This window comes from Nocardia sputorum (assembly GCF_027924405.1).
GTDB classification, from domain to species: Bacteria; Actinomycetota; Actinomycetes; order Mycobacteriales; family Mycobacteriaceae; genus Nocardia; species Nocardia sputorum.
Map to the genome: position 1 here is coordinate 2,835,587 of NZ_AP026978.1, position 18,417 is coordinate 2,854,003.

An 18,417-nucleotide genomic window follows, 5' to 3' on the forward strand; every position below is an offset into this window, starting at 1 on the left:
GACGGGTCAGCAGTGGGAGGGAAAGGGCATGCCGGAGATCGCCGAGTGGGCGCGTCAGCGGTCGTGGGGTGTGCGGCTGGAGTGGGGTTCGGCAGGTGCGGTCGCGCTCGGGCCCGGTAGCGCGTGCGTAGTGGTGGTCGATGTCCTGTCGTTCACGACGGCGGTGTCGGTCGCTGTCGAAGCGGGGACGCGGGTGCTTCCTTACCCGTGGCGGGACGGCGGCGCGGCGGATTCGCCGCGCGGCAGGGCGCGGCGCTGGCGGTGGGGCGGCGAGCGGTGTCCGAGCAACAGCCGTGGTCGCTGTCTGCGGCGGCGTTGCGCCGTGCACCGGTCGCCGAGCGGCTGGTGCTGCCCTCACCCAACGGGTCGGCCATCTCCGCCGCCGTCAACGGCGTGCCGGTCGTCGCGGCGTGCCTGCGCAACGCGAGCGCGGTCGCCGGCTGGATCGCCGGGCAAGGATGGGGCAGCGCACGGCAGCCGGTCGCCGTGATCGCCGCCGGTGAGCAATGGCCCGGCCGCGCCGGCCTGCGGCCCGCGGTGGAGGATTGGCTCGGCGCGGGGGCGGTCGCCGCGGCGCTGGCGCGTCTCGGAGCCGGACCGCTGTCTCCGGAAGCCCATGCCGCCGCCGTGGCGCACGACGGGATCGCCGACGTCGCGGCGCTGATCCGGGACTGCGCCTCGGGCCGGGAACTGATCGAAGGCGGGTTCGCGCAGGATGTCGCGGTGGCCACCGAGCTCGACCGCAGCGAGGTGGTGCCGGTGCTGACCGACGGAGCGTTCGCCGCCGCCGGCCGGTGAGCCGGGCGGTCGCCGTCGAGTGGGTGCTAGCGGTGCGGTCCGACCAGCGCGATCGCGGATTCGACCGCCACGTCGACGATGCCCGCGATGTCGTCGCCGTCCTCCACGGTGGTGGCGATGAGTTCCCGGAAACCGCCGAACAGGATCGTCGCCACCTGCCGCGACGGCGGCCGCAGTCCCGCGGCGGCGAATTCCGGTGTGTCGGCGAGTTTCTGGATCAGCGTCACGAACGCCTCGCCGACCTCGCGCTGCAACTGGCGGGTGTCGTCGCCGAGGGCGGGGACGACGCGGATCCAGCTGAGCGTCAAGGACGGCTCTTCGCGCGCGACGCGGATCCACGCTTCGATGGCCTGACGCACCTGGCTACGCCAGGGCTGGTGCGGGTCGACCGCGGCATCGATCCGCTGGATCATCTGCTTGTGGTGCTCGCTCAGCAGGGCGATGAAGCAGTCCTGTTTGCTGGTGAAGTGCTCGTAGAAGGTGCGGCGCGAGGTGCGGGCGTGGCGGACCACGTCGGCGACGGTCGTGTCCTGGTAGCCGCGTTCGCACACCGCCATGGCCATGGCGTCGAGCAGGCGGCGGCGGAACCCCGAATCCGAGTCGTTGTCGGCGGAGGTGCGGGTTACGGGCGCGGCGCGGGTCACGAGAATCAGGTTAGTTACTCCCTTCGGTTGCTCATGCCCGGCCCGAACCCGTGGCCGGGCGGTTGTCGTGTCCCGATGCCACGGTGTGGTGATCGTCGGGCGGTGCGCCGCCGCGGGTGAAGCGGATGGTGCCGTCATCGATGCGGCCGTAGCGGAGGGTGAGCACGTCGTGGGCGTAGCTCATGCCCAGCCGCCACGGAGCCCGGGAGCCCGCTTTGGGGAATCGGTCGATGTCGCGCAGCACGTACCCGGCTTGGAAGTCCAGCAGCGGTGCGGGCGTCACGGTGGAGTCCGGCCACGGAGTGGTCTGCCGGTAGCCGCCCGCGTCCATGTGCCGCAGCAGCCGGCAGACGAATTCGCTGACCAGATCGGCTTTCAAGGTCCAGGAGGCGTTGGTGTAGCCGATGGTGAAGGCGAAGTTCGGCACTCCGCTGAGCATCATCCCCTTGTAGGCCATGGTGTGCGGCAGCGCGATCTGCTGCCCGTCCACCGTGAGCCGGATGCCGCCGAGCGCGAGCAGCCGCAGCCCGGTGGCGGTCACCACCACATCGGCCTCGAGCTCGCGGCCGGAGGCCAGGAGCAGCCCGGTCGGGGTGAACCGTTCGATGCGATCGGTGACCACCGAGGCGCGGCCGCCGCGGATCGCGCGGAACAGGTCTGCGTCCGGCACCAGGCACAGCCGCTGATCCCACGGCTGATAGACGGGCTTGAAATGGGTGTCGACGTCGTAGCCCGGCGGCAGTTGCTTGACGGTCAGGTCGCGGATGAACTTTCGTATCAGTCGTGGACGTCGCCGGCTCAGCTGGTAGATCACGGTGCTGACCAGCACGTTCTTCCACCGGACGACGGTGTAGGCCCGTCTCGGCCCCAGCAGTGCGCGCAGCCGGCCGGCCAGCGCGTCCCGCGCGGGCACCGGCAGGATGTAGGTGGGGGAGCGTTGCAGCATCGTCACGTGCGCGGCGTTGTCGGTCAGCGCGGGCACCAGGGTCACCGCGGTGGCGCCGCTGCCGATCACGACCACCCGTTTGCCCGTGTAGTCGAGGTCCTCTGGCCAGTGCTGCGGATGCACCACCTTTCCGCGGAAGTCGCCGATTCCGGCGAACCGCGGCGTGTAGCCCTCGTCGTAGTGGTAGTAGCCGCTGCACACCAGCAGGAAGTCGCAGGTGAGTTCGCACGTGTCGCCGTCGTGTTCGGCCAGCACGCTCCAGCGGGACTCGGCGCTGGACCAGGACGCTTCGATCACCCGATGCCCGTACCGGATGTGCCGGTCGATGCCGGCGTCGGCGGCCGTCTGGCGGATGTAGCGCAGGATCGCGGGCCCGTCGGCGATGGCTTCCGCTTGCGTCCACGGGCGGAATCGGTACCCGAGGGTGTGCATGTCGGAGTCCGAGCGCACTCCGGGGTAGCGGAACAGGTCCCAGGTACCGCCGAGGGTGTCGCGCGCCTCGAGGATCGCGTAGGTGCGGTGCGGGAAGGCCGCCCGCAGGTGGTGGGCCGCGCCGATGCCGGAGAGGCCGGCGCCGACGATCAGGACGTCGAGGTGTTCGCTCATGCCCGCGCCCCTTTCGCGTCGCGGGCCCGCAGGCGGCGCTCCAGCAGCGCGACCACACCGTAGTAGTGGGTGGGCGTCACCCGCGCCAAGGCATCGAACAGGTAGGCGTCGGGACCGACCAGGATCCGGGACTTGCCGTGTTCGACTCCGCGGCAGATGATTTCGGCCGCCTTCTCCGGCGTGGTCAGCGCCAGTGTCTCGAATTCCGCGGCCATCTGCTCGTGCGTCCGGCCCCGGCCCTCGGGGTCCTTGCGGACGCGGGCGTTGCGCGCGATGTTGGTTTTGATGCCGCCGGGGTGGACGTTCACCGCGGAGACACCGGTGCCGCGCAGTTCCTGGCGCAGGGCGTCGGTGAATCCGCGCACCGCGAATTTGGCCGCGCAGTAAGCGCTTTGATTGGGCATGCCCAGCAGCCCGAATACGCTCGAGGTGTTGACGATCACGCCGTGATCCTGCTCGACCAGGATGGGCAGGAAGGCGCGCGTGCCGTTGACGACGCCGTCGAAGTTGATCCGCCGCAGCCATTCGTCGTCGTCGGCGACGGCGTCGAGCACCGAGGAGGACATCGCGACACCGGCGTTGTTGAACACCGCCGCCAGTGGCGCGGTCAGCCAGTCGCGGACCTCGTCGGCGAAAGCGAGCTGGTCGGCGGCGTCGCGCACGTCCAGGACGCGGGGGAGTACGGGGCCGGTCAATGCGGCCGCGGTCTCCTTCAGCCCCACCGCATCGGTATCGGCAATCGCGACGGGAGAGCCGGTGCCCGACAGCAATCGGGCCAGGCTGCGGCCGATGCCGGAGGCCGCGCCGGTGATCATGACCGGGCGGCCCGACAGCGGCCTACGGGTGCGGGGCATGGGTGCTCCTGCTTTCGGACGTGCGGATGAGATCGGCGAACCGCTCGCTCATGCGGTCGCCTCGACGGCACGGTCGAGTGTTCGCTCGCCGGGACGCGGCGTGCGCCGGTGCACCACGGCGCGGCCCTTCCCGGCCGGGACGAGTGCGACGCCACGGAAGTGGGTGCGCTCGTCGCGGGCGTCGGTGGGTTCCAGCGTGAAGTCCCGCAGCAGCGTGCGCAGCACGACGTTCATCTCCATCGTGGCGAACGCGGCGCCGATGCAGCGGCGGCTGCCGCCGCCGAACGGGATCCAGCTGAACGTGCCCGGACGGACGCCGACGAACCGGTCGGGGTCGAAGGCACGGGCGTTCGGGAAGAGGTCCTCGTTGTCGTGCATCAACCGGATGTTGACCACGATCTTCTGGCCCTCGGGCAAGGTCCATCGGCCCAATTGCAGCGTCTCGGCCCGGACCTGGCGCAGCGTGATGTCGATGACCGGCCGGACGCGTTGCACTTCCAGCAGCGTCGCCTCACGCAGTTGCGAGCCCCCGGCGTCGGCTTCGGCCACCAAGCGCCGCAGGACGTCCGGGTGCCTGCGCAGCCGCTCGATCGTCCACGACAACGTCGTCGCCGTCGTCTCGTGCCCGGCGGTGAGCAGGGTCAGCAGTTCGTCGGCGATCTCGCCGCGCGACATGGCCGTGCCGTCGTCGTAGCGCGCCTGCAGCATCATCGCCAGCACGTCGTCGCGCTCGTCCAACCCTTCGCGGTTGGCGCGGTCGATGAGTTCGCCGACGATTTCGTCGTAGCGGCGGCGGTAGGCCGCGAAGCGGGCCCAGGGACCGAATCTGCCCAGCGCTCGCCGGGGAACCGGGATCGCGGCGAGGGCTGAGGCGATCAGGACGAGTTTGGGCAGCAGCCGGCGCAATTCCTCGAATTCCGCGCCCTCGGCGCCGAAGACCGCGCGCAGGATCACGTTCAGCGTGATCCGCATCATCGAGTCCATCGTCGCGAACTCGCGGCCCGACGGCCAGTCGGCCATCTCGCGGACCGCCTCCTCTTCGACGAGCGATTCGTACACGGCCAGCCTGCGGCCGTGGAACGGCGGGGTGAGCAGTTTGCGCTGCTTGCGGTGTTCGACGCCGGTCAGCGCGAACAGCGACCCCGGTCCGAGGAACTGACCGAGGTTGACGTCGATGTTGTCGACGAGGTCGGTGCTCGTGGTGAACAGGGCTTTGATCTCGGCCGGGTCGGCGAGCACGACGCAGTCTCCGAATCGGGGCATCTGGACGCGGAAGGCCGATCCGTAACGGTCGTGCATGCGCCGCCAGGTCCGGGTGCGCCCGGTCAGTATCCGCAAGTTCTGCACGATCGGCGGGGTGGATGGCCCGTCGGGAAGTCGCACAGCGGGCATGCGCCCACCTCCTCGTGTGGTACTCCGATGTACCATTCGTACGGTACGCGCCTGTACCAGGCTGTGACAAGGGTTACATCGAACAAGCCCGGGGCGCGTCGGCCACCCTCGGCCGGGTTCTCACGCGTCCTCCCACAGTTCGGCGCTATGGACGGCGAGCAGCGCGTCGATGCGCCGGAGCGCTTCGGCGGCGGGCAACGAGGCGAGGCGGCGTCCGTCGCGCAAACGCAGCGCCACCGCGTCGGCGGCGGCCTCCTCGGCGCCGATGATCGCCTGATACGGCACGAGTCGGTGATCGCGGATGCGTGCACCGAGGCTGCCGCGATCCGGCGGCGACACCGCCACGCGCAGTCCGAGGTCATGGCAGCGGCGCTCGAGGTGCGCGGCCGCGGGCTGCTGGGCATCGGTCACCGGCAGCACCACCACCTGGGTCGGCGCCAGCCAGGCCGGGAACCGGCCGCCGTGGCATTCGATCAGGTGGGCCACGGCCCGCTCGACGCTGCCGACGATGCTGCGGTGCACCATGACCGGCCGGTGCGCAGCGCCATCGGCGCCGGTGTAGCGCAAGTCGAACTGCTCGGGTTGATGGAAATCGACCTGCACGGTGGACAGGGTGGACTCCCGTCCCGCGCTGTCGCGGACCTGCACGTCGATCTTGGGCCCGTAGAACGCCGCTTCGCCTGCCACCGCGTCGTAGCTCAGGCCGCAATCGTCCAGGGCGGCGGTGAGCAGGGCGATCGACCGCTCCCACAAGTTCGGCGCGGCAACGTATTTCCCCTCCGGCCCGGGCAGCGACAACCGGTAGCGGGCGGCACGGATGTCCAGCGCGGCGTAGGCGTCGGCGATCATCGCCAGCGCACCGGTGACCTCGGCGGCTACTTGATCGAGGGTGCAGAAGATATGCGCGTCGTTGAGCTGGATTCCGCGTACCCGGGTCAATCCGCCCAGCACGCCGGACAATTCGGAGCGATACATGCCACCCAGCTCCGCGATCCGCAACGGCAGCTCCCGATAGCTGTGCGCGCGGGACCGGAACAGCAGCGCGTGGTGCGGGCACAGGCTCGGGCGCAACACCACGTGCTCACCGCCGAGGTCCATCGGCGGGAACATGTCGTCACGGTAATGCCGCCAGTGCCCGGAGATTTCGTAGAGCTCGCGTTTGCCGAGCACCGGCGAATACACGTGGCGGTAGCCCGCGCGGCGTTCGGCGGTGCGGATGTAGTCCTCCAACGCCTGGCGCACGGCCGCGCCGTCCGGCAGCCAGAACGGCAGGCCGGAGCCGATCAGCGGGTCGGTGTCGAACAGGTTCAGCGCACGGCCGAGGGTGCGATGGTCGGGCATGGTGGTCTCCTCGTCGACAGGGGGCGAGTGACCACGAGACGAAGCCCCAGGGCACTCGCCCCGGGGCTCGGACAAACGTGGATCAGCGCGCCGGGACGGATTCCGGCGTCGTCGTCACAGCAGCGCGCTTCACGCGGGCGACGGTAGCAGAGGCCGCCGCAGCCACGCACGCGAGTTTCCCGGGAAAGCGGCGAAGATCGCGAAGCGCCCACCGGCGCGAGGGCTTTGACGCATAATCGGGTTCGATTGCCACGCAATGACATCGGGGGTCGATGGGGACGCGCAGGGCGGTGCTGCAAGCGGGAACGCTGCTCCCGCTGGTCGCCGCGTGCGCGCCGGACCTGCTGCTGGGCAGCTCGGACGCGGTGCGCGTCGGGGTGTCTTGGAGCGGGCAGGAACTGGCGGCCTTCCACGCCGTCCTCGACGGCCTGGACCTCGGCTTCGCGATCGAGGTGATCCCGCTCGGCGACAACACCGACACCGCGTTCACCGCGGGCGGACCGTCCGCGCCGGACGTGGTGCTGCTTCCGCAGGCGGGCCGGGTGCGTGAACTCGCCGGAGACCACAAACTGCGGCCCGTCGCCGACAGGGTGTGGACCGACGAACTCGGCAGCCGCTACGCCCAGCCCTGGCAAGCGTTGCTGCGCTCGGAGGGGCGCCTGTACGGGGTGCCGTTCAAAGCCGCCGACAAGTCGCTGCTGTGGTTCGACCGGCAGCAATTCGACAGCTACGGCCTCGGTGCGCCGGCGGCCTGGACTCTCGCCGACTGGGTCGACCGGATGGAGGTGCTCGCCCAGACGCCGATCCGCCTGCTCGCGCTGCCCGCCGCCGACGGATGGGCGCTGACCGACTTCTTCGAAAACGTTCTGCTCGCCGAATCCCCGCGCATCTACGACGATCTGGCGTCCAAAGACAGCCGGGAGTGGGACAACCCGGCCGTGCGCGCCGCGTTCGGGCATCTGGGCGTGCTGTGGGGGCAGCGGCACGCGTTTCCGGGCGGCGTCGGCGTCGCGTTGACCAGGCAGTTCTCCGACGCCGTCCGGGAGGTGTTCCAGCACCGCCGGGCCGCGGCGGTCGTCGCCCCCGACTTCGCGGAACCGATCGTGCGCAGCGCGGTCCGCGCCTCCGGGCGCACCGTGGAGGACGCCGTGGGCGTGGTGCCCTTCCCCGCGGTGACCAGCGCGTCGGGGCGGCCGAAGATCGTCGGAGGCGACGTCATGGTGGTGACCCGGCAAGCCACTCCCCGCGCGGACGAACTGGTCGAGAGACTGGCCGGCGCACGCGCTCCGCTGCCGTGGATCGAGCGCTACGGCGGCTTCCTGGCGCCGAACCTGCGCACCGAGGCGGACTACTCGCCGTTGCTCGCGCCCTCGGCGCGGGAGCTCGCCGCGCGCAGCACCTTCGACCTGTCCGACCGGATCGGTCCGGTCGGCGGCCGGGAAGGGCTGTGGCGGGTGCTGACGGAGTTCCTCATCGCGATCGGCGACGGCGCCCAGCGGCGGGTGGCCGAGTCCACCGACCGGGCGATCGCCGCGCTGGACGACGTCGAGCGGCGGCGCCGATGACCTCGCCCTCGGATTTCGACGTCAACGGTCTGCGCATCGAGCTGGCCACCCGCCGCATGCGCGGGCCGCTGGTGCCCGGCGGCCGGCCGCGGCGCTGGCTGGGATGGGCGGCGGGTCTTCCCGCGACGGTGCTGACGGTCGCGCTCCTGGCGCTGCCCGCCGCGTGGACGCTGCTCATCGCCACCCGGGCACGTCCGGTCACGGTGCTGGCCTGCGCGCTCGCCGCGGCCGGTGCGCTCCTGCCCGCCGTGCTGCGCCGACGGTTGGGTGTGCCCTGGATACGAATCGTGGTGTGGCCGTCGGCGATCGGCGGCACGATCGGCGGACTGTGGCTGCTGGGCGGCACGATGACCGCCGACGACCGCGGCGCCTACCTGCGCACGCTGCTGTGGGTGGCCTTCGCGATCGGACTGCTGATCCTCGCGCTGGCGATCGCGTGGTGGGGGCGCTCGGCGCGCTGGCTGTGGTTGCCGCTGATCGTTCCGTTCGGAGTGTCGGCGTTCGTGTCGGGCGTGGCGTTCCGGGTGATCTTCGGCAGCGGCGCGCGCTGGCTGGACATCGAGGACGTCGGGCTCTACCGGTGGTGGCTCGCGGCGATGCTCGGCTCGGCATTCCTGTGGACCTGGCTGGGTTTCCTCACCGCGCTGTTCCGTGCCGGAATCCATGCGATAGAAGCCGATCCGGCGCGCGCGGGCTACCTCTACCGCGACGACGGCAGGCCGCTGGCGGTCCGGCTGTACGAGTTGCTGCGGCCGGTGCTGCTGATCGCCGGGCTGGCCGTCGGCGTCGCGGCCGCGCGCGTGTTCGATGTGGTGCTGATCGGGGTGCCCGGGGCGCTCGAGTACCAGGTCGACAGCGCGACCGTGCATTGGTGGCGGCTGTCGGCCGACGCCGAGCCCGGGGTCGCGGCCGCCTACGCGCTGCCGCTGGCGGTGCTCGTGGGCGCGGTTGCCTGGCTGCTGCAAGTGGACGTGCGCCGGCACCGCGCGAGCTGGTCGGCGGTGCGCGCGATGTCGGTGGCGGGCCGCAGCCGCGTCGGTCCCGTGCGCGCGGCGGGCATCGTGCTGGTCTCGGTGCTGGTGCTCTACCCGATCGGCGTACTCGCCTATACCGGGTTGCACGGGCACGACGGGTTCGGATTCGCGGCCATCGGTCTGCTGTGGGGTGACGACGGACTGTGGCGCTCGCTGCAGACCACCGCATGGGTCGCGGGGATCGTGACCGTGGTCGTGGTGGCCGCGGCCGCGCCGGTGGCCTACCGGCTGGCGGCGCTGCGACCCAACGGCACCGCCGCCCGGGTGGCCGTCGTGGCGCTGGTGGTGCTCGCGGTGATCCCGGCGCAGACCTACCTCGGGCCGATCGACGGTCTCGTCGACGCCCACGAGCTGTCGGGCACGCGGATCCCGCTGATCCTCGTGCACGCCGCCGCCGGCCTGCCGATCGCCATCCTCGTGCTGCGCGGCGCGATGCTCGCCCCGCCGGGCAGCGCCGCCGCGGACGCCCTGCACGGCCTGGCCAGCCCGGGCACCATCGCCCAGCGCGTGCTGGCCTCGTCCGGGCCCGCGCTGGGGGCGGTGGCGGTGCTCGAGTTCGTCCAGGTGTGGAACGACTTCTTCATCGGGCTCGTCGTCAGCGGAGCAGGCGCGAGCCCCTGGTCGCTGCTGTTGTGGGGCGAGGCGCGGCAATTCGGTGAGAACACCGCGCAATTGGCCGCCGGGTCGCTGGTGTCGGCGGTGCTGCCGGTGGCGCTGCTGCTGGTGACCTGGCGGCGGTGGGTGGTGCCGGGCCTGACCGGTGGAGTGCTGCGATGACAGCGGCCGCGCCGGGACGCGGGGAGGGAGAGCGACGGTGAGTACCTCGACCGAACCCACCGAGCCGGTCGGGCAGACCGCGACGCCGCGATCCTCGATCTGGATCGGGTTTCTCGGCACCGCGTCGCTGGTCGCCTACACGGTGCTGTTCGAGCTGGTGCGCACCCTGGTGGTGAACTCGTTCGGCGAGAACGCCGTCGTCCAGTTCTTCAACGGGCCGCTGCGCTGGCTGTCGGTGCTGTTCATCGTCGCCGCCGCGGCCTACGCGCTGTCCCGGTTCGCCCGCGGGTATCGCACCAGAGTGCGGACCGCCCGGGAAATGGACCTGATCGCCGGTCTGGTCGAACCGGGCCCCGCGCTCGCCGACCGCAGACCGCGCGCCGCCGCACCGGCCCCAGAACTGGACGCGGTGCTCGACGGGCACCTCATCGCCGCGGTGCTGCGGGACCTGCCGGTGCACGACTACGAAACCATCGCGCTGCTGGCCGTGCTCAACGCCATTCGTGACACGCCGGGACGGCTGCCGCTGGCGCGCGAACCCTCCGCGCGCACTGCGGCGAAACTGCTGGAGGGTCTGTGCCGCCGGGAGATCATCACCGAGCATGGCGCGCAGCGATTCCGCGTGCGGCGCGTGCCCGAACTGCCGGATCGATCCACGGTGACCGCAGGACCGCAGTGGGCCGCGGCGCTCACCGCGCTGCTGCACCACTACGCCGACCGCGCGGGACGCTGGGCGATCGCGCTGGAATCACGGCGCTTCGCCGTGGGCGCTCGCCGCTGGTTCGAGACCGAGGAACCCTATCTGCGCGCCCTGGTGGCCGCCTGCGCGAATCCCGGCCGGGAGTTCCCCCCGGCGGCGGTCGCGCACCTGGTTCGCCTCGGCAATGCCCTGGACGTGTGGTACGCGCGAATCGGATTGGGGGAGAACGAGAGCGGGGTGGCCGACGATCTGTGCTCACTCCCGGGAATCGACGAGCTGAATCGCGACCTGGTGTTGCTGCGGGCGGGACGGCTGGACGAGCGGCCGCGCGGCTACCGGCCGCGGCGGCTGTCGACGAGCTTGGCCGCCCGCTGGGAACATCAGACGGCGCTGCGGCGGCTGGGCGCCGCCCCGGTGGATCTGGACGAGGTCGCCGATCAATTGGAGACCGCGTGGTGGCTGCTGCCGCGTGACGACGTCGCCGGGGAAGTGTGCGCTCTGATCAACCTCGCCGTCGTGCACATCCGGCAGGGCCGCCTCGACGCCGCGCAGGACCGTCTCGAACTGGCCGAATCCCTCACCCGCACCGGTCTCGATCCCGACGGGCGAGCGCAGACCCACGAGACCATGGGCGCGCTGTGGTGGGCCCGCGGCGAACCCCGCCGAGCCCTACGCTGCTGGCAGCTCGCGCTGAGCGCCTACCGCGTCCTGGACGACGACCCCGGCATCGGCCGCTGCCTGCAACATCTCGGCTCCGCGGTCGTCGCCGACCCCGACCACGCGACCCTGCTGCTGCCCGCCGACCCACCCCTCACCCGCGCCGAAGCCATCCGCCAAGCCAGCGGATGGCTGGCCGAAGCCCGCCGCAGACACCCGCTCGTTCGCCACGCCGGATACTATGCGGCACAAGCACGTTCGGACCTGCGCGCCGATCGCGGCCTGCTCGGCCTCTTCCCGGCTCGCCGCCGCGGCCCGCTCGCGCGCATCGATCAATGGCCCGCGTCCGTCGACGACCACGCCCACCGGCCACGCTGACCACGAGCCTGCGACCGTCTGATGCTCCCCGCGCCATCCACGCTCGTCCTGGTCCGTCATGCCCAGCCGTTCTTCCCACGGCCGGGCGGACCGGGCGAGCAGGAGCGCTCGCTGACCGACGAAGGCCGAGACCAGGCCGAGCGGCTGGTCGCCATACTGGCCGCCGCGGCACCCACCGCCATAGTCTCCAGCCCCTACCTTCGGGCCGTGCAAACCGTCGAACCTCTCGCCCGTTCCATCGGCCTGCCCGTTGTCACAGACCACGCATTGCGCGAATGGGACTCCGGAATCGGCCCGACTCCCGATTTCGCCCGCTACTACCGCGAAAACTGGGCCGAACCGGGGTGGGCCAGGCCAGGAGGGGAGAGCCTGCGAGAGCTCTCCGGGCGCGCCACCGCGATCCTGACGCAGCTGGCGCAGCGGCACCGCGGCGGGACGGTCGTGATCGGCAGCCACGGCACCTTCATCTCGCGCGCATTGGCCGGGTTCGGCTGTCGAGAGGTGGACTGGGCCTTCCACCGGGCCATGCCGATGCCCGCGATCTACCGGCTGGTCTTCGAGGACTCCGGCGTGCGAGCCACCGGGCCGGGTCTGGCGGAGTGAGCCGTGTGCAGACGTCGTCGAGGCAGGGCATCTCAACTCGCGATGCCGGCGTCGATCTGCTGGGCACGGCGAAGCAGCGTGGGATCGTGTGCGTTGACCAGCAGCAGTTCCGAGGCCTGGGTGGTCCATAATTCGGTGAGCCGTTCGTGGTTGGCGCGGACTCGAGGCATGTCGTGGGCGATGAAGCGCTCCATGAGGATCAGGGATCGGGGCACGCGGCCGGTGCCGTCGATCTGCCCGTGGTGATGGAACGCATCGCCCGCGTGCAGGATCCATCGCTTGCCGGTATCGATGGCGATGGCGGCGTGGCCGCGGCTGTGGCCGGGCAGGCCGATCATGACGAGGCCGGGCGCGACGTCGGTGAGCTCATGGGCTGCGGCGAAGCCGTTCCACGGCTCGCCGTGGCCGGGAAGGTGGCCGACCAGCGTCGGGTGGTGGTCGCGTTGGGTAGCCAGGTAGCGGACCTTCTCGACGAAACCGCGCGGGTGCAGTGCCGCGTCCGCTTCGTCCGCGGTGAGATGCACTCTGGCCCAGGGAAAGTCCGCCAGCCCGCCGGTGTGGTCGGCGTCGAAGTGGGTGAGCACGATATCGCGGACCTCACGCTGGTCGAACCCGAGGCGTGCGACCTGCCGGACGGCGGCTTCGTTCTCATCGAACCGCGGGCGGACGTAGTGGCGTCCGGGCCCGAACCGGGCACCGGGTTCGGCGGCGTCGCGCAGCCCCAGTCCGCTGTCCACGAGCACGAGGCCGGTGGGCGTCTCCAGCAGCAGGACATGGCAGACCAGGCCCTCAGGGGTGCACGGCGGGCGCATGGTGCCGCAGTTGAGGTGGTGGACCTTCATCCCAGTGCCTCGAGCATCGCGGTCATTACCGCCGGATCGCCTCCGAGGAGGCCGGTGTCGATGGTTCGGATCGGGTGGCTGCCGTCCCAGTGCGCCGCGGCCATCTTCACCAGGTCGAAGACGAACTTCTCGGTGCCCCCGACGTCGGAGATCTCGATGACGGTGCCGGAGTGGTGCTCGGTCTGCAGGTAGGCGAATCGGCCGTCGGCCCCGCCGATGCGGCCTTCCTGTCCGACGGTGCGTCCGGCGGAGAGGGCCCGGTCGCAGAGCTCGATGGCGGCCACCGGATCGGCGGCCGGATGCGGCCCGGTGTGCGCGTCGGCGAAGGACAAGACGATCTTGCCGGTGGCCGCGTTGTCTCGCGGTCGCTGTACGGCGGCCGCCGCGTCGGCGCGCATTGTCACGGTCTTCTCCTGAGTTCTATCGGGTGAGAGTGGCGGTCAGTCGCCGAGGTCGGGCGGTGTGGTGGCCAGCAGGCGCGGGTCCGGTTCGTGTCCGGCTGTGGTGGCGGCTCCGGCGAGGGCGCGGGCGAAGGTGAGCAGGCCGCGGGGACTGCGTTTGTCCAGTCCGCCCAGCAGTTGCTTCAGGACGGTGAGCTGATCGAAGTAGATCCGTTCAGTCACCAGGTTCTCGTGCTCGTCGAAGACGAAGTAGGCCGTCATCCTGGTCCTGTGGGTGGACCCGGTCGGCGGGATCTTTCCGAGCGGCCCCGAATGGGTTCCCAGTAACCAGAATTCGACGATCACCGCGTCGTGACTGTGCCGCAGGGCGATGATCTCGTGGTCTTGGTCGGGAAAGGCGCGGCGGGTGTCGCGATAGTAGTCGCGCACCTCCTCGTCGCCGTCGTGGACGACCAGCGGCGCGATCAGCTCGTAATGCGGGTGCGGGAACGTCGACAGGGTGGCGTCCCAGTCCTGGGCCACTTCGTCGTGGAAGTGGTCGAGAACGAGTTTCTCCCGGGCGCGCAGAACGGGTTCGGGGGGCAAGGTGAAACGTGACGACATGGGTAGGTCTCTCCTCAACGCTGCGGCCCGTGGGTGATGTGGCCGTGATGGAAGGTGGGGTGGGCGCCCGGGTTGGTCCACACGCCGGTGAGTTCGCTGGAGGGGAAGAACTGCAGGAACCGTGCGTCGGTTCGGCTGCGGTCGGCCAGCGTCTTCTCGAGGACGATCGAGTTGTATTGATCGGCGGTGGTTTCGATCGTGTTCGCGTTGAGCACGACCTCCTGCTGCCACTGCTGGGCCCAGCGCGCCAGGCCGGGCATCCGGGAGTGTTCCGGGGTCAGCGCTTCGGTCGCGATCACGTTCTCGCTGCTGACCCAGATCCCGGTCGATGTGTTGAGCACCAGGCTCTGGTTACCGAACACGTGGCCCGGGGTCTTGACCACGGCGACACCGGGACCGAGGACGACCGAGCCGTCGATGGGCCGGAACGCTTCCGCGGGCACGTCACGATAGGTGGCGGGCTGGTACCACGGCTTCTGCAGTGGATGCAGCTCGGCCATGCCGACCAGCTCGTCACGCTGGACGATGACCTGCGCGTTGGGGAAGATCGCCGCCGGTGTGGTGCCGAGGTCGTCCTGAGGCGCCGTGGTGCCGATCCACCGCCGCAGATCTTGGGTGTGCAGGTGGTCGAACATCAGGTAGTCGACCTCCTCGGGCGCGATCCCCAGGCGCGACAGATGCGCTTGCACCGTGCCGTGCTCGCGGACCATGCGCCGTTGGATCACGGCCGGGGTGCGCTGGGCGAGATTGTCGAAATACGGTGTGTAACGCCCGCGTTCGACGTCCGAGGGTTCGAACAGCAGCGTGCGGCGGCGGCCGTCGGAATCGTGCCAGCGGATCACCAGCATGCGGTTGGTGATCGACAGGAACGGTGCGATGGCGCGGGAGGCGCGGAACAGTCCGAAGCGGGTCGGATACGGCAGTGTCACCAGATCGCAGGTGGTGACGCTGTCGGGGGTGCCGGTGCTCGGGAACTCTCGGCGGAACGCCGCGGCCCGGGCGCGAGCCAGTCGTAGGCGCGCGCCGGGGCCGCCGTCTGCGTGGGCGAGATCGGTGAAGGTGTCGATGGGGTCTCCGATGGTCCGAAGATCGGCGACGTCGGAGGTTCCCCAGGGGAAACGCATATCGGACTCCAATATCCACGGTGTGGGTTTGGTGTGGCTCCGACACTATATCCACGATGTGGATTAAATCAAGGGGGTGCGGCAGAATGACCACATGACCAGCCAAGCTCCCTCGACGCGCCGCGGGCGACCCCCGAAAGGCGCGGGACAGCTCACCCGCGCGGGGATCATCGAGGCGACCCTCGACGTGATCGGCAGCGACGGTGTCGGCGCGGTGGGTATCCGAGCGGTCGCGCGCGCGCTCGGAGTCGATCCGAAAAGCCTGTACAACTACGTCGACGGGAAAGACGGGTTACTCGATGCGGTAGCCGAGCATCTCTTGGGCTCGATCGAGTTGCCCGCGCTCAGCGGTGATCTCCGCAGTGATCTGCGTGCCATCGCGGAGGCGTTCCGCGATCGCGCTCTTCGGCATCCCGCGGCCGCCGCGCTGGTCCTCACGCGGCAGCTGGGATCGGTGGAGGGCTTGTCGCCGATCCAAGCCGTCTTGGAGGTGCTGCGCGCCGCGGGGTGCGACTCGGAGGAAGCGGTTCATCTCTTGCGGGCGATGTTGGCCACGCTCATCGGCACTCTGCTGCGCGAAGTCAGCGCGGGCCCCACCTACGGAATCAGCGACACCGCCGGCATCGCCGCACGGCGGACGACCCTGGAACAATCCGGACTGCCGGCCGTGGCCGAGGCTGCTCCGTACTTGGCCCGGTTCGACAGCCAGGCGGAATTCGACTACGCGATGGATCTGGCGCTCGATGCGATCGTCGCGCGTGTCAGCGGTTCGGCACGAAACGGCTGAGCCGCCGACGCACTCACGCGCGTGTGAGACCACACCCGACCCGGAACACCAAGCGCTGCTCGCCGACGCGGTGGGCCTGGCGCTGTTGCGCGCCGACGCCGGCGAAACGATGCGCGCCTTCCGCGGCGCCGCCGCCGTCGCCGGACGAGCCGAGACCTTTCCAGCGCATGGCGACCCTTTGCAATGTCGGTGGCCTATCCGGTGCGGTTTTCGTCGGTGACGCGTGTCGTGAAGGTGATGGCGTCCTGGCTGGGGGGTGCGCCGAAAAGGCGGCGATACTCACGGCTGAACTGGGACGGGCTGTCGTATCCGACGAGGTAGCCGATGTTGGCGACATCCCTGGGGTTCGCCGCGAGGAGAAGCCGGGCCTGGTTGAGTCTGATCTGCTTCTGGTATTGGATGGGGGTCGTGCGGGTCACGGCCTGAAAATGCCGATGGAACGCGGAGGTGCTCATGCCGGTGAGCCGGGCCAGGTCCGGCACTTGGAACGGCTCTCGATAGTTTTCCCGGATCCATTGCAGGGCTTCGGCGATCGGTGAGAGTCTGGGGTCGGTGAGACCGATCTGGCGGACGATCGCGCCGTGCTCGCTGGTGAGCAATCGCCATAGGATCTCCCGCTTGATCAGCGGTGTGAGCACATCCCGGTCACGCGGCTGGTCGAGTAGGCGAACCAGTCGCATGGCGGCGTCGAGCAGTTCCTTCGACGCCTCTGCGAAGCCGACGGCAGGTGGCGCGATCGTGTCGTCGGCGAAGGCGCCGCGACCTGCCTGCAGCAGCAGCTCAGCGACCTGCGAGGGCTGTAGCAACAGACACAGACCCAATACCGGTCGTTCCGGGGTGGCTTCGAGGAAACGGCATTTGAGCGGTACGGCGGTGGAGGCCACCAGGTAGTGCCCGGCACGGTGGTCGTATACCTGCTCGCCGTACGCGAGACGTTTCGCGCCCTGGGCGATCAGCGTCATGCGTGTACCGGCCATGGACGGTGGCGGGGGCAGGATCGACACCTCCCGGCCGACCAGCAGGTCCTGGATTGCCGTTGCCCCGTCGTCTCGCGCATGGCGGGCCAACAGCGTGCAGAGCTCATCGAGCGGCATGCACCGGAGTTTAGTGCTCCGGGATGAACAATCCGCAGGTAGACTGCGCTTTCTGGGGTTCATCCCAGCGCGTGTGCGATGACGATGACGCAGCCGAGGACGAATTCCAGGGCGGCGAAGGAAAGAAATTCCACCGGCCGGATCGGAAGACCCTTCAGGACGATGGACAGCATCCGCCCGGCGAACCCAAGGAAGATCGGCACGGCCAACAGGAACATCGGCGCCCAGCCGATGTATACCCCTGCCATGAAACGGTGGATGTGGTCTGCGGTCGCCTCACCCCCGCGGGCTCCCTGCACCAGTTGAAGACCGGCGCCCGCAACGATGACAGCCGCCGTCAGCAGCAGACAGGCCATGACTGTCATGTCGGCGCCGGTGAAGGAGCTGTGCGCGGCAGCCGGCAGCAATCCTTGGGTTTCCATAGTGATGTCGTGTTCCTCTGGTGGCAGTCGGCGGTCAGGCTTGTTGGGTGGGGCGTACGAGCAGTTCGGCGACGGCCACATGCCGGGGGCGGGTGACGATGTATCCGACCGCGTCGGCGATGTCGCGGCTTTGCAGTCGCTCGATGTCGCCGAGTGCGGCGGCGATCTGCTGCTGGACGACGGCGGGATTGTGATCGCGCAGTTCGGTGTCGACGCTGCCCGGCTCGACGACGGACACGCGGACGTGTTGGCGGGCGAGTTCCTGGCGCAGCGCCTCGCTGAAGGCGCCGACACCGAATTTGGTGGCGCAGTACACCGCGGACATGGCGAATGCGCTGCGGCCTGCGAGCGAGCCGATGTTGACGATGTCGGCGACCCGGCGCGGCTGCTGGCCGGCGGCCTCGACCAGATGGGGTATGGCGGCGTGGGTGCAGTACATCAGGCCCATGAGATTGACGTCGATCATGCGCCGCCAATCGTCGATATCCGCTCCTGGCGCGGGGCCGAGCAGCATGAGCCCCGCGTTGTTGACCACAGTGTCCAGGCGGCCCAGGCCCTCGACGGTCCGCTCGACCGCTTCCGCGGCAGCGACGGAGTCGGTGACGTCGGCGGGCACGACCAACGCCTGTCCGCCTGCGTCGGAGATTTCCGTGGCGAGGTCGGTGAGCCGATCTTCGCGCCGCCCGACCACGGCCACCGACGCGCCCTCACGGGCAAGCTCCAAGGCGGTGGCGCGGCCGATACCGCTGGAGGCTCCGGTGACCAGCGCGACGGTTCCCTCGAGAGAGTGAGTCATGGCTAGTGCCTTTCGATAAGCCCCTGGTGCGGGGATCGCGCGACACTGCGTTC

19 protein-coding genes are annotated in these 18,417 nt (G+C 70.1%); 6 read left to right on the forward strand and 13 right to left on the reverse strand.

What is annotated here, in order from left to right; translation table 11 throughout:
- Positions 1 to 207: 207 nt before the first annotated feature.
- The gene (locus tag QMG86_RS13040) at positions 208 to 798 is read left to right on the forward strand and encodes a 2-phosphosulfolactate phosphatase (protein ID WP_350356384.1); all 591 of its coding nucleotides are present in this window, start codon (positions 208 to 210) and stop codon (positions 796 to 798) included.
- A gap of 26 nt (positions 799 to 824) precedes the next feature.
- Here the strand turns inward: QMG86_RS13040 and QMG86_RS13045 are convergent, their stop codons facing one another.
- The 5 genes from QMG86_RS13045 to thrS form a co-directional block, all read right to left on the reverse strand.
- Positions 825 to 1,442 (reverse strand): TetR/AcrR family transcriptional regulator, encoded by a 618-nt coding sequence (locus QMG86_RS13045; RefSeq protein WP_281879767.1) that lies wholly within the window; start codon positions 1,440 to 1,442, stop codon positions 825 to 827.
- 31 nt (positions 1,443 to 1,473) lie between these two features.
- Positions 1,474 to 2,994 carry a flavin-containing monooxygenase gene (locus tag QMG86_RS13050; protein WP_281879768.1) on the reverse strand — a complete coding sequence of 507 codons (1,521 nt, stop codon included), beginning with the start codon at positions 2,992 to 2,994 and terminating at the stop codon, positions 1,474 to 1,476.
- Positions 2,991 to 3,848 carry an SDR family NAD(P)-dependent oxidoreductase gene (locus tag QMG86_RS13055; protein ID WP_281879769.1) on the reverse strand — a complete coding sequence of 286 codons (858 nt, stop codon included), beginning with the start codon at positions 3,846 to 3,848 and terminating at the stop codon, positions 2,991 to 2,993. The genes QMG86_RS13050 and QMG86_RS13055 overlap by 4 nt, the downstream gene beginning before the upstream one ends.
- A gap of 48 nt (positions 3,849 to 3,896) precedes the next feature.
- Positions 3,897 to 5,240, reverse strand: coding sequence for a cytochrome P450 (locus QMG86_RS13060; protein WP_281879770.1), 1,344 nt, complete (start codon positions 5,238 to 5,240; stop codon positions 3,897 to 3,899).
- 120 nt (positions 5,241 to 5,360) lie between these two features.
- Complete coding sequence (gene thrS / locus QMG86_RS13065; RefSeq protein WP_281879771.1) at positions 5,361 to 6,581, reverse strand: threonine--tRNA ligase; 1,221 nt, start codon at positions 6,579 to 6,581, stop codon at positions 5,361 to 5,363.
- Between the two features lie 272 nt (positions 6,582 to 6,853).
- Between thrS and QMG86_RS13070 the strand changes: the two genes are divergently transcribed.
- From QMG86_RS13070 to QMG86_RS13085, 4 genes are read left to right on the forward strand one after another with little or no spacing between them, the layout of a single operon-like run.
- Complete coding sequence (locus QMG86_RS13070; RefSeq protein ID WP_281879772.1) at positions 6,854 to 8,146, forward strand: ABC transporter substrate-binding protein; 1,293 nt, start codon at positions 6,854 to 6,856, stop codon at positions 8,144 to 8,146.
- Positions 8,143 to 9,957, forward strand: coding sequence for a hypothetical protein (locus QMG86_RS13075; protein ID WP_281879774.1), 1,815 nt, complete (start codon positions 8,143 to 8,145; stop codon positions 9,955 to 9,957). Before QMG86_RS13070 ends, QMG86_RS13075 begins: the two co-directional genes overlap by 4 nt.
- A 37-nt stretch (positions 9,958 to 9,994) precedes the next feature.
- Positions 9,995 to 11,692, forward strand: coding sequence for a tetratricopeptide repeat protein (locus QMG86_RS13080; protein WP_281879775.1), 1,698 nt, complete (start codon positions 9,995 to 9,997; stop codon positions 11,690 to 11,692).
- A gap of 21 nt (positions 11,693 to 11,713) precedes the next feature.
- Complete coding sequence (locus tag QMG86_RS13085) at positions 11,714 to 12,295, forward strand: histidine phosphatase family protein (protein ID WP_281879776.1); 582 nt, start codon at positions 11,714 to 11,716, stop codon at positions 12,293 to 12,295.
- A 32-nt stretch (positions 12,296 to 12,327) separates the two neighbouring features.
- On the opposite strand, the gene QMG86_RS13090 is transcribed toward QMG86_RS13085, so the two are convergent.
- Genes QMG86_RS13090 through QMG86_RS13105 form a run of 4 tightly spaced genes read right to left on the reverse strand, consistent with a single transcriptional unit; the run spans position 12,328 to position 15,265 of the window.
- Positions 12,328 to 13,137: an MBL fold metallo-hydrolase gene (locus QMG86_RS13090; protein ID WP_281879777.1), complete on the reverse strand. Its 810-nt coding sequence runs from the start codon at positions 13,135 to 13,137 to the stop codon at positions 12,328 to 12,330.
- The gene (locus tag QMG86_RS13095) at positions 13,134 to 13,541 is read right to left on the reverse strand and encodes a hypothetical protein (RefSeq protein ID WP_281879778.1); all 408 of its coding nucleotides are present in this window, start codon (positions 13,539 to 13,541) and stop codon (positions 13,134 to 13,136) included. The genes QMG86_RS13090 and QMG86_RS13095 overlap by 4 nt, the downstream gene beginning before the upstream one ends.
- A gap of 36 nt (positions 13,542 to 13,577) precedes the next feature.
- On the reverse strand, positions 13,578 to 14,141 hold the full coding sequence (locus QMG86_RS13100; protein ID WP_281879779.1) for an ester cyclase: 564 nt from the start codon (positions 14,139 to 14,141) through the stop codon (positions 13,578 to 13,580).
- 14 nt (positions 14,142 to 14,155) lie between these two features.
- Positions 14,156 to 15,265, reverse strand: a complete 1,110-nt coding sequence (locus tag QMG86_RS13105) for an MBL fold metallo-hydrolase (protein WP_281879782.1) — start codon at positions 15,263 to 15,265, stop codon at positions 14,156 to 14,158.
- A 94-nt stretch (positions 15,266 to 15,359) separates the two neighbouring features.
- On the opposite strand from QMG86_RS13105, the gene QMG86_RS13110 reads away from it, so the two are divergent.
- Positions 15,360 to 16,052 carry a TetR/AcrR family transcriptional regulator gene (locus QMG86_RS13110; RefSeq protein ID WP_281879783.1) on the forward strand — a complete coding sequence of 231 codons (693 nt, stop codon included), beginning with the start codon at positions 15,360 to 15,362 and terminating at the stop codon, positions 16,050 to 16,052.
- Positions 16,053 to 16,065: 13 nt separating this feature from the next.
- Here QMG86_RS13110 and QMG86_RS13115 read toward each other — a convergent pair whose 3' ends face one another.
- From QMG86_RS13115 to QMG86_RS13130, 4 genes are read right to left on the reverse strand one after another with little or no spacing between them, the layout of a single operon-like run.
- Positions 16,066 to 16,221, reverse strand: coding sequence for a hypothetical protein (locus QMG86_RS13115; RefSeq protein WP_281879784.1), 156 nt, complete (start codon positions 16,219 to 16,221; stop codon positions 16,066 to 16,068).
- A gap of 25 nt (positions 16,222 to 16,246) precedes the next feature.
- Positions 16,247 to 17,146, reverse strand: a complete 900-nt coding sequence (locus QMG86_RS13120; RefSeq protein WP_281879786.1) for an AraC family transcriptional regulator — start codon at positions 17,144 to 17,146, stop codon at positions 16,247 to 16,249.
- A gap of 59 nt (positions 17,147 to 17,205) precedes the next feature.
- Positions 17,206 to 17,568 carry a hypothetical protein gene (locus QMG86_RS13125; protein WP_281879788.1) on the reverse strand — a complete coding sequence of 121 codons (363 nt, stop codon included), beginning with the start codon at positions 17,566 to 17,568 and terminating at the stop codon, positions 17,206 to 17,208.
- Positions 17,569 to 17,602: 34 nt separating this feature from the next.
- Positions 17,603 to 18,364 (reverse strand): SDR family NAD(P)-dependent oxidoreductase, encoded by a 762-nt coding sequence (locus QMG86_RS13130; RefSeq protein ID WP_281879789.1) that lies wholly within the window; start codon positions 18,362 to 18,364, stop codon positions 17,603 to 17,605.
- Between the last annotated feature and the right edge of the window lie 53 nt (positions 18,365 to 18,417).

Bases quoted from the DNA above. Each gene is read 5' to 3' on its own strand.
- QMG86_RS13050 (WP_281879768.1), bottom strand. From the start codon at position 2,994: ATGAGCGAACACCTCGACGTCCTGATCGTCGGCGCCGGCCTCTCCGGC.
- QMG86_RS13055 (WP_281879769.1), bottom strand. From the start codon at position 3,848: ATGCCCCGCACCCGTAGGCCGCTGTCGGGCCGCCCGGTCATGATCACC.
- QMG86_RS13060 (WP_281879770.1), bottom strand. From the start codon at position 5,240: ATGCCCGCTGTGCGACTTCCCGACGGGCCATCCACCCCGCCGATCGTG.
- thrS (WP_281879771.1), bottom strand. From the start codon at position 6,581: ATGCCCGACCATCGCACCCTCGGCCGTGCGCTGAACCTGTTCGACACC.
- QMG86_RS13070 (WP_281879772.1), top strand. From the start codon at position 6,854: ATGGGGACGCGCAGGGCGGTGCTGCAAGCGGGAACGCTGCTCCCGCTG.
- QMG86_RS13075 (WP_281879774.1), top strand. From the start codon at position 8,143: ATGACCTCGCCCTCGGATTTCGACGTCAACGGTCTGCGCATCGAGCTG.
- QMG86_RS13085 (WP_281879776.1), top strand. From the start codon at position 11,714: ATGCTCCCCGCGCCATCCACGCTCGTCCTGGTCCGTCATGCCCAGCCG.
- QMG86_RS13090 (WP_281879777.1), bottom strand. From the start codon at position 13,137: ATGAAGGTCCACCACCTCAACTGCGGCACCATGCGCCCGCCGTGCACC.
- QMG86_RS13100 (WP_281879779.1), bottom strand. From the start codon at position 14,141: ATGTCGTCACGTTTCACCTTGCCCCCCGAACCCGTTCTGCGCGCCCGG.
- QMG86_RS13105 (WP_281879782.1), bottom strand. From the start codon at position 15,265: ATGCGTTTCCCCTGGGGAACCTCCGACGTCGCCGATCTTCGGACCATC.
- QMG86_RS13110 (WP_281879783.1), top strand. From the start codon at position 15,360: ATGACCAGCCAAGCTCCCTCGACGCGCCGCGGGCGACCCCCGAAAGGC.
- QMG86_RS13115 (WP_281879784.1), bottom strand. From the start codon at position 16,221: ATGCGCTGGAAAGGTCTCGGCTCGTCCGGCGACGGCGGCGGCGCCGCG.
- QMG86_RS13120 (WP_281879786.1), bottom strand. From the start codon at position 17,146: ATGCCGCTCGATGAGCTCTGCACGCTGTTGGCCCGCCATGCGCGAGAC.
- QMG86_RS13125 (WP_281879788.1), bottom strand. From the start codon at position 17,568: ATGGAAACCCAAGGATTGCTGCCGGCTGCCGCGCACAGCTCCTTCACC.
- QMG86_RS13130 (WP_281879789.1), bottom strand. From the start codon at position 18,364: ATGACTCACTCTCTCGAGGGAACCGTCGCGCTGGTCACCGGAGCCTCC.